Here is a 9,478-nt window from a genome sequence, read left to right as displayed (position 1 = left end):
GACTTTTAAAACATCCTCTAATGCTACCTCCTATAACTGCACCTTTAACGGCAACCCGACCAAAATCAGCTATGTTAGGTTGAGCTTCAGTACGTATTCTGTCTTTAATTTCTGCGTTATCTCTCTTCAATTCTTTCTCATGGTGAGCTAGCGTATCATCCACTTTACCTATTTGTACATCTGAGTAATTAGATAATCCTGGTCTAACAGTTTGGCTAAATGGATGACCAGACATTTGCTCTATTTCTTGAACTTTTTCTTGTAATTTTTGAGCAGTACGAGTTGTTATTCCTTCTACATTTTCACCATTCAAAATCTTTTGAATAGTCTCATACTGGTCTTTATGTATATGGTAAAAAGACCCATCTCTTCCAAAATTATCATATTTTTTCATGTGGTCGAGAACATGATCCAGAGTATTTCCTGTACCATTGATAAATTTAGACTGTACCTGAACCTCGTTAATTAAATAATCTTCTGGTGCTGTTCTTCCAACTCCCTCAAATGTGGCGCGAGGAGTCGAAGAGTTCAAGAGCGATTTAGCATTACGAATACTAACTTCTACTTGTTCAGCTATTTCACCGTGTTTTGTGCTTGTATTTCCCAAGATATTTTCAGGATTAGCTAAAAAATCACGGACTTTATCAACTTCTTGAATAGCTGTAAAAAAGGCTTGATCTTGTTTACTGAGTTCCGCAGCTAGTTGTTCTGCTTGATATAAATTATCTTCTGCTACAATTGCAGCAATAAACTGATTTGTCTGATGTCTATTGTCCAATTTATCCATATACCAAATCTTTCATGTGTTGACCTAGCACAATAATTGAGCTACCAACGAAACAAGGTTAGTAGCTTAATATAAACTTACAAATTATTTCTATAGCTTAAGGTCTACTGTTTTTTTTAGTGACTGACTCAGTGCATGGATAGAATTAATTAAAGCTGCCAGTCTTTCTTTTAAAAAATCACTAAAGTTACGGTAATCTTTAGGAGCATTTTGCTCGAAGTATTTAATTTCGCTGTAAATGAGGTCAGCTAGTTCAATAGTGGTCTTTTCAAGTAGTGTCACTTCTTGCTTGGCTGTATTAACTTTAGATATCCAACCTTCAAATTCAATAGCTCTTTTGTTGGCTTCAGCACCAATTTTCTCATTTTCTTTATTTAACCATAATCCACTACCAGCTAAGGCTACACCTCCAACAGTCCAAGCAACTGGCCCAGCCACCAATGCTAGTAACGTACTTCCACCTGCCATCCCTCCACCTCCGGCAGCCACAGCACCACCTCCTAACCAAGCTAAAGCAGCATTAGTAGCCGCAGCGCCTGAAAGAGAGGATATTGCCATACCTGTTGATGCTGTGCCAAAGGTGGTTGCAAATGCCATAGCAGCTGTTGGCCCAAGAACAGCAACGCCTGCTCCTGCCATTACTCCAGCACCAGCAGTAGAACCTGCTACAAACTCGGTGTTTGGGTTTTCATTAATTAATTCCCAATCTTTGCCTGTAATTTCTTTAAGTTGAAATTTAAGCTCTACAACAACGTCGTCAAACTCTTTTGGTGAATTAACAAGTGTGTTGATGTAATTTTCACACACTTTAATAGTCTCAATTCCATGCTGTACTCTTGTTTGGTAAAGACTCGCAGCCGCATTTTTTAAAGACTTATCGGCATATTCATATTTATTTATTGCACGGCGTAGTCTTTCCTGAGCCTCTTTTTTATATTCGCTATTAAACATGGATTTATTAGTACCTAAAACTAAATGATTTACCTAGCAATAGCTAGCTTTATCAATATATAAAAAATGCCAGATAAACTTAATTGTAAAAATACTGAATTCGCACCAACTTTTTGTAGTTTCAGGTAAATTAGTGGTGATAATTGCTTTTTGGGAATTTTACCGAAAAATTTGTAAAGTATTCAATTGTACATCGATAAATACAAGTGTTTGTACATTATACTTTTGCATCTTGTCTTGCCAAACTTGTAAATGATCGCTCTCAGAACGCAATTAAATCACAAATTTTTTTAGCAGTTCCGCTGGTATCGCTTCCCAAACCCTACACCTGTAACATTTTGCTTGTTTCTGGTAATGTGCGATCGCAGAAGATCCACTTTTGTACACTTATTTTCATGAAAGTCTTTTTCCATAAAGTGTTTTCGGTAATTGATATCTATGCTGATTCAATTTTTGTTTTCAGCGTGCGGGTAGTTGGTTCTATTCCCAAGACTGCGGTGTATGCTGGGATAAAGAGCGATATCTACGACGGGCTATGCCTACGCATTATTTAGCTAACTCTCCTAATTAGTGGTGGATTAGCAGGTTTAGCTGGTGTCTGCGAAGTCCTTGACCCTATTGGTTAACTACTATTTGAGGAGATTCAATGTGTCCAGTCGTAAATTATCTTTGTTACTTAAATTAGTAATCATTACATTGCTTACTGGTGCTAGTAGTTTAGGTATCAGTTTGCTTTTAGCTACAAGCGGATTTGAGAATCTGTTGGGAATTATAAAGCCAAAAAGCGAGAGTAGTAAAGCTAGTCAGAACAAGCTGATAAGTGCATCCGCACAGAATATCAGCCCAGCTACAGACCAGATGAATCAAGTGCCAAAGGCATTTCAGGGAACAATCATTTATCAAGCAAAACTCAAAGCAAATGAGAAAGTTATCGCCCTAACTTTTGATGATGGGCCCAGCCCCAAAAATACGGCGCAGATTTTAGAAATTTTGAAGAAAAATGATGTCAAGGCAACGTTCTTCATGCTCGGACAAATGGTGAAATATTTTCCCCAAGTTGCCAAGCAAGTGGCTGCTGATGGTCACGTAATTGGTAACCACACATGGCATCATTGGTATTTTCAAATGGATGGGGCTACTGCGGCTAGTGAAATTGATCGCACAGCAGACATCATCTACAAGACTACAGGAGAGAAAACTACTCTGTTTCGCCCCCCTGGTGGCTTTCTGAATAATGGACTAGCCCAATATGCCAAAAACGAGAAGTACGCTGTCATAATGTGGTCTGAAGAGTCGGGAGATGCTAGACTTCGTTCGCCTCAAGTAGCAATGCTGGTTAAAAATGTGCTGAAATATGCTAGACCTGGTGCAATTGTATTGATGCATGATGGGGGCGGAAACCGTTCCAAATCTGTTAAGGCTTTACCAGGAATGATCGCAGGTTTGAAGGCTCAAGGCTATCGATTTGTGACGATTCCCCAACTTTTGGAAATGCAAGCCAAAGAACAAAACCTGCTGGAGGTAGTTTCACCTACGATTACAAAAGATGAACATCCAAACCATCAGCTTAATCATTAGTGATAAAGACAATGCAACCTCCATCTTTTCAACCAATTACGCAACGTCCAGTATTAAAATTGCCGAATAATGCCAGAGTTGCTGTGTGGGTGGTGATGAATGTAGAACATTTTACTTTTGGCAAACTAGGAACAGCAATTCAACCTCATTTAAATAGTCACCCAGAAATTGCTAACTATGGTTGGCGAGACTATGGAAATCGCGTTGGTATTTGGCGTTTGTTTGAACTATTTGATGAATTAAAAATTCCGGTAACAGCCGCAGTTAACGGCGATATTTGTACATTTTATCCTGAAATTATGGCAGCTATACAGCAATATAGCTGGGAAGTGATGGCGCATGGCATTAATAATTCCACTGGACATAATGGCATAGATCGAGAAACAGAAATAGATATAATTGATAGAACTATAATTTTGCTTCGTCAAGCTACTGGTAAAACTCCTAAAGGTTGGTTAACACCAGGATTTTCGATTACCAAGTCAACTTTTGAATTACTGCATTCAGCCGGAATTGTTTATACCGCTGATTGGGTAAACGATGACCAACCTTATTGGTATCCATTACCAAATGGTCACTTGTTGGCAATTCCTTACACTATCGAAGCAAATGATATTAGCTTGTGTTTGAGTAACCGCTTTTCTGGTGTAGAATTTGCCCAAGCAATAACAGACCAATTTGACCAACTTTGGCAAGATGGAGAATCTGAAGGACGAGTAATGGCGATTGGCTTGCATCCATTTATTGTTGGTCAACCACTGCGATTAAAATATTTAAAACAATGTTTACTACATATTAAAAATAAACCTGATACTTGGCTAACGACAGGTGAAGGTATTTACAATTGGATAAATCAATCACAATGAAATTATGACTATTTCACAAACCCAAATTCTAAAAATACCCGTAATTGAAGCTAACACAGAAAACATCAAACCCTATGGACATCTCTTAGGCGATGATGTCAGCAAACCCGGATTAGGAATTCCCTTTTATCAAGAAAGGGTACTAGAAGGCGAAAATATTGATTTTACCTATCGGGGAACAGCAACTTTCCGAACAGCCAAAATTATGCCAGGATATCCGCCGATTGTCTGGCTAGAACGCCATATACACATGACCCAAATGTTTATCGGTTTGGGACAATCACCATTTATTATGGTCTTAGCGTCGCCTAATCACGATAATGGCGAAACCTTGCCAGACTTAAATCAAGTGAAAGCGCTACGGTTTCCTCCTGGCTACGGACTATTGCTGCATATTGGTACTTGGCATGATTTTCCCATAGCTTGCGATCGCTCCGTTATCATCCTCACGGCAAATTCTGATGAAGTCGTCACCGCTTTGAGTCAAATGCAGACACCAGAGGAGATGAATCAAGGCGATGTTTATAAGATTTCCCTACCAAAAAGATTAGGTTATACAATTCAGCTAGATATTTGAAAAACCTCTGCGCTACTCTGCGTTGAAATAAAAGATGGATTTGCCAAACGTCGAAACTTATTTAAATCCTGATAATATTCAAACTATCACCAATTGGGGTGAAAATTGGGCTTGGTTAGCGGGTGGAACATGGCTATTTTCTGAACCACAACCACATCTGAAAGCGCTGGTAGATATTCAGCATTTGGGATGGTCAGAGATTGAAGTTAAAGAAAATTATTTAATTATTGGTGCTACTTGTCCATTAATTAAATTATTAGAATATCCTTGGTTAGCAGAATGGACAGCAGTCGAGGGATTAAAAAGTGCGGTTGCTTCATTAGCCGCATCATTAAAAATAATTAATGTGGCGACGGTGGGAGGCAATATTTGTCTGGCTTTATCAGTGGGAACCTTAGCACCATTGATGGTGGCGTTAGATGCAAGTTACGAAATTTGGAATATCACAGGAGAGTCGCATCAAGTTGCAGCAAAAGATTTTCAACTTGGTTTTAAATCCACAATTTTGCAATCAGGAGAAATATTAAGGCGAGTTTTAATTCCGCTATCTAATTTAAAATGGAAAGTTAATTATCAACGCTTTGGTATTGCTACAAGTGACCCAGCTTTAGCAATAGTTGTCAGTGCTAGAAATCATCAACAGGTGCGCTGTGTTATTGGTGCTAGTGTTGCTGCACCTGAACTGCTGGAATTAGACGATATGGAGACGCAAGATTTCGCGTTTTTACAAAAGGTAAATTTTATTGAAGATGCCAAGGCGAGTGCAATTTATCGCCGAGAATTGACGGCAGTTTTAATCAAGCGATCGCTATCAGCTTTATTATGCCAGAACAGTTAAAATTTAAAGTTAATCATCAGTCTTATACAGAAAATTGTCACCCTGGAACTAGCCTTTTAAGTTTATTACGTCAATTAGGCTGGTTTGGTGTTCATCGTGTTTGCGATTCTGGCGATTGTGGTGCTTGCACAGTTTGGGTAAATGATACACCTATCCATAGTTGCATTTATCCGGCAATGCGAATTAAAAATCAATCGGTAACTACTATAGAAGGACTTTCCCAGAATGGTGAACTTGCGCCGATGCAGCAAGCATTTCTGGTAGCACAAGGTTTTCAATGTGGTTTCTGCACACCTGGGATGATTATGAGTGCAGCAAAGTTACCCGAATTATCAGAGGATGAACTGCGTTTAGCTTTAAAAGGCAACCTCTGTCGCTGTACTGGATATCAAGCGATTATTGACAGTATTCGACTTTCTCAAAACTCACCACTCCCGACTCCCGACTCCCGACTCCCGACTCCCCACTCAGTAGGAGAAAGCATTCCCAAACAAGATGGTACAGCCATTGTCACCGGGAAAGCGTCCTATACAGGAGATATTTCACCACCTGGATTATTACATCTTAAAGTATTGCGATCGCCACATCCCCACGCCCGTATCTGCAAAATTGACACCCAAGAAGCCAAAGCACTCCCCGGTGTTGTTGCCATTTTCACCCACGAAGATGTACCCAGAATACCCTACACCACCGCTGGACACGCTGAACCAGTACCCGATCCGTTAGATCATTACCTATTAGATAATAAAGTAAGATTTGTAGGCGATCGCGTTGCGGCTGTCGTTGCAGAATCAGTAAATATTGCCGAACAAGCTTGTCAATTAATTGCCGTCGATTATGAAATATTACCCCATGTCATCGACCCAACACAGGCAATGAATGATAGCGGTGTTGTGATTCATGATGAACCAGAATCATCACAAATTCCTGATAGAAATCGCAATATCGCTGGACATATATTTCTCGAATCTGGTGATTTAGAACAGGGATTTTCTGAAGCAGATTTAATTGTCGAGAACACTTACAAACTACCAGCAGTACAACACGTCCACCTCGAACCGCATATAACTATTAGTTGGCTAGAATCAGATGGTAATTTAGTTGTGCGTTCCAGTACTCAAGTCCCATTTCATTGTCAGCGGTTACTCTCACAAATTTTCAACTTTCCTCAAGATAAAATCCGCGTTTATAAAGCACAAATTGGCGGTGGATTTGGCAACAAACAAGAAATTTTATCAGAAGACCTCTGTGTTTTAGCAACCCTCCGCACAGGTAAACCCGTGCAGTGGGAATTTACCAGAAAAGAGGAATTTATTGCCACAAATAGCCGCCATGCTATGACAATAAAAATTAAAAGTGGTGTCAAGGCAGATGGTACAATTATTGCCCAAGATATGGAAATAATTGGTAACACTGGTGCTTATGGTAATCATGGACAGACAGTAGTATTTTTATCAGGTTATATCCCTCTAGGTTTATATCGTTGTCCAAATAAAAGATTGCGGGGGTTTGCCGTTTATACAAATACAATGCCAGCGGGTGCATTTCGCGGTTATGGTGCAACTCAAGGCACTTTTGCAATGGAAAGTCAAATCGATGAAATTGCTCATAAACTCAATATTGACCCTATAGAAGTGCGTTTGAAAAATCTTATTCGTCCGGGAGATGTAATTAATTTAGGGAAGTCTGAAGACCACTTTAATTTAATTGGTAGTTACGCAGTTCTCGAATGTTGGGAAAAAGTTACCCAGTTACTTGGTTACGTTCCTGGTACACCACCAAGTGTAGAAGATTCTCGCCGCCGTGGTGTCGGATTCGCTGTTTCTATGCAAGGTAGTGGATTATCTAAAATTCACCTTGCCAAAGTCAAATTATCACTTTTAGCTGATAGCAAATATGAATTAAGAACTGGTTCTGTAGATGTTGGGACTGGGTCAGATACCACATTGCGGCAAATAGCAGCAGAAGTTTTAGGCGTGAGTGTTGGAGATATCAATATTATTTCTGGAGATACTCAACGCACACCTTTTGATGCTGGTTCTTATGCTTCTGCGACAATTTATATTTCTGGACAAGCAGTTAAATTAGCGGCGGAAAAATTACGGGAGAGATTAGAAAATGAACCGCAGAGGTGTGGAGATAACAGAGAAGAATTAAGTGAAGAGGTAACTTATGCAGCAGATGAATCAACTTTAACTTTCGCTGTACAAGGTGTGGAAGTAGAAGTTGATATAGAAACTGGTAAAATTCAAGTTTTACGATGTGTGCAAGCTATTGATTTAGGTAAAGCAATTAATCCGCGAATTTGTCACGGACAAGCAATGGGGGGAATAGCAATGGGAATTGGCTATGCTTTAAGTGAAGAACTATTATTTGATGAACAAGGATGTATTTTAAACCCCACATTGCGAGAATATCGCATCCCCACAGCAGCAGATATGCCACCAATAGAAGTAATTTTAGTAGAACAAGCCGACCCCCACGGCCCTTATGGCGCTAAAGGAGTTGGGGAAATCACCACCAATTGTACAGCGCCAGCCATAGCAAACGCGATTCGCGCTGCGATCGCTACAGATTGTAGACTATACGAACTCCCCATAACACCCGAAAGAGTTTGGCAAAAACTAAACAACTTTTAAACTGAAACTCTTTTCTTTCTGTCCTTTGCAGTTCGTCATCATCAATGCTTGACTTCTACCAACAACTAGCAAAAACCTTAAAAAAAAGCCCTGTAGTTTTAGCTACCGTCACCAGCATTAAAGGTTCCACACCCAGAGAAGTAGGCGCGAAAATGTTCATTAGCGCCGATGCTAAAACATTTGGAACAATTGGCGGTGGTGCTGGAGAAGCAAAAGTTTATCAGCAAGCTTTGCAAGTACTGCAAATAGGTAAAAAACAATTTGTAGAAATTGATTTATCTGGCGCACCGCAACGAGAAACTCAAGGCGTTTGTGGTGGCACAATGCAAGTATTATTAGAGTTATGGTCAGGCAGTGAAAGCTTAAATTTAGTTAATCAGATTATAGATACTTTAACATCTGGGCGTTCTGGAACAATTATCACGCCCTTTAATACAGATGAAAAACCTTATCTACTACTAGAAACAGAGATAATTGCATCTCTACACACCACAGCATTAATTGAACCTTTAGTAGCACCACCAATATTATTGATTATTGGTGCAGGACATATTGCTGTTTCTCTAACGCAGGTTGCAAAAATAGCAGGTTTTCAAGTTATTGTACAAGACGATCGCTCAGAGTTTGCCACAAAAGAAAGATTTCCTGATGCGTCGCGGGTGTTAGCAGAACCTATCACGTCAATTCAAGAGATATTAGAGAAAAATACTAATTTATATATCGCTTTAGTTACTAGAGGTTATCTTCAAGATTTAGCCGTTTTACGCTTGCTATGCAAGTATCCAGTAAAATATATCGGCATGGTTGGTAGCAATAAACGAGTCACCACTGTGTACAAAATCCTGCAAAATGAAGGTTACGAATCGGAATTTCTACATCAAATATATGCACCAATTGGTTTAGATATTGGTGCTTTAACGCCAGAGGAAATTGCAGTTAGTATCTGTGCTGAGTTAATTAAAGTTCGTCGTGGTGGTTCTGGGACTTCTTTATCTGAAAAAATTTAAGTCTGGATGATTATAGCGCAATACAGTTCAGAATGAGCAACAAAACACTTGTAGAGACGGCGATTCATCGCGTCTTCAAAGACAAATTATCTACACCAGTAACCTTAACTGAACCGTATTGGATTATAGCGCTTCTCAGTTGAGTTTAATACAAACGTTATACCATTTCACTTTAGTAATGATACAAATACGTGGGTAAGGGTAAAGCACATTACATTGCTCATTGGTGTCAACT

The 9,478-nt window shown here is 39.4% G+C and carries 9 protein-coding genes; 7 read left to right on the top strand and 2 right to left on the bottom strand.

What is annotated here, in order from left to right:
* Together A4S05_RS28635 and A4S05_RS28630 are read right to left on the bottom strand one after the other, a co-directional pair.
* On the bottom strand, nucleotides 1-787 hold a 787-nt coding region (locus tag A4S05_RS28635; RefSeq protein ID WP_218107990.1), incomplete at its 3' end, for a hypothetical protein.
* 90 nt (nucleotides 788-877) lie between these two features.
* Entirely contained in the window at nucleotides 878-1,738 is an 861-nt protein-coding gene (locus A4S05_RS28630) for a hypothetical protein (protein WP_069073175.1), read from the bottom strand.
* Nucleotides 1,739-1,944: 206 nt separating this feature from the next.
* Here A4S05_RS28630 and A4S05_RS42130 point away from each other — a divergent pair, with 206 nt between their 5' ends.
* The 7 genes from A4S05_RS42130 to A4S05_RS28600 all read left to right on the top strand — a co-directional run bounded on the left by A4S05_RS42130 (nucleotide 1,945) and on the right by A4S05_RS28600 (nucleotide 9,243).
* A complete protein-coding gene (locus A4S05_RS42130; protein WP_176727133.1) occupies nucleotides 1,945-2,292 on the top strand; it encodes a hypothetical protein in 348 nt (115 codons plus the stop codon).
* A gap of 94 nt (nucleotides 2,293-2,386) precedes the next feature.
* A complete protein-coding gene (locus A4S05_RS28625; RefSeq protein ID WP_069073174.1) occupies nucleotides 2,387-3,316 on the top strand; it encodes a polysaccharide deacetylase family protein in 930 nt (309 codons plus the stop codon).
* An 11-nt stretch (nucleotides 3,317-3,327) separates the two neighbouring features.
* Nucleotides 3,328-4,182 carry a polysaccharide deacetylase family protein gene (locus tag A4S05_RS28620; protein ID WP_069073173.1) on the top strand — a complete coding sequence of 285 codons (855 nt, stop codon included), beginning with the start codon at nucleotides 3,328-3,330 and terminating at the stop codon, nucleotides 4,180-4,182.
* 4 nt (nucleotides 4,183-4,186) lie between these two features.
* The gene (locus A4S05_RS28615) at nucleotides 4,187-4,759 is read left to right on the top strand and encodes an ureidoglycolate lyase (RefSeq protein ID WP_069073172.1); all 573 of its coding nucleotides are present in this window, start codon (nucleotides 4,187-4,189) and stop codon (nucleotides 4,757-4,759) included.
* A gap of 34 nt (nucleotides 4,760-4,793) precedes the next feature.
* Nucleotides 4,794-5,597, top strand: coding sequence for an FAD binding domain-containing protein (locus A4S05_RS28610; RefSeq protein ID WP_069073171.1), 804 nt, complete (start codon nucleotides 4,794-4,796; stop codon nucleotides 5,595-5,597).
* Nucleotides 5,582-8,236, top strand: coding sequence for a molybdopterin-dependent oxidoreductase (locus tag A4S05_RS28605; protein WP_069073170.1), 2,655 nt, complete (start codon nucleotides 5,582-5,584; stop codon nucleotides 8,234-8,236). The genes A4S05_RS28610 and A4S05_RS28605 overlap by 16 nt, the downstream gene beginning before the upstream one ends.
* Nucleotides 8,237-8,280: 44 nt before the next feature.
* Nucleotides 8,281-9,243, top strand: a complete 963-nt coding sequence (locus tag A4S05_RS28600; RefSeq protein ID WP_069073169.1) for an XdhC family protein — start codon at nucleotides 8,281-8,283, stop codon at nucleotides 9,241-9,243.
* The last annotated feature ends 235 nt before the right edge of the window (nucleotides 9,244-9,478 follow it).

The sequence above is a fragment of the Nostoc sp. KVJ20 genome (assembly GCF_001712795.1).
Classification (GTDB): domain Bacteria; phylum Cyanobacteriota; class Cyanobacteriia; order Cyanobacteriales; family Nostocaceae; genus Nostoc.
The sequence above is the reverse complement of the archived record's forward strand: the minus strand, read 5'-3'. Positions and strand labels throughout refer to the sequence as shown.

Excerpts from the sequence above, each read along its gene's own strand:
- A4S05_RS28630 (WP_069073175.1), bottom strand. The coding sequence starts at position 1,738 with ATGTTTAATAGCGAATATAAAAAAGAGGCTCAGGAAAGACTACGCCGT.
- A4S05_RS28620 (WP_069073173.1), top strand. The coding sequence starts at position 3,328 with ATGCAACCTCCATCTTTTCAACCAATTACGCAACGTCCAGTATTAAAA.
- A4S05_RS28615 (WP_069073172.1), top strand. The coding sequence starts at position 4,187 with ATGACTATTTCACAAACCCAAATTCTAAAAATACCCGTAATTGAAGCT.
- A4S05_RS28610 (WP_069073171.1), top strand. The coding sequence starts at position 4,794 with ATGGATTTGCCAAACGTCGAAACTTATTTAAATCCTGATAATATTCAA.
- A4S05_RS28605 (WP_069073170.1), top strand. The coding sequence starts at position 5,582 with ATGCCAGAACAGTTAAAATTTAAAGTTAATCATCAGTCTTATACAGAA.
- A4S05_RS28600 (WP_069073169.1), top strand. The coding sequence starts at position 8,281 with ATGCTTGACTTCTACCAACAACTAGCAAAAACCTTAAAAAAAAGCCCT.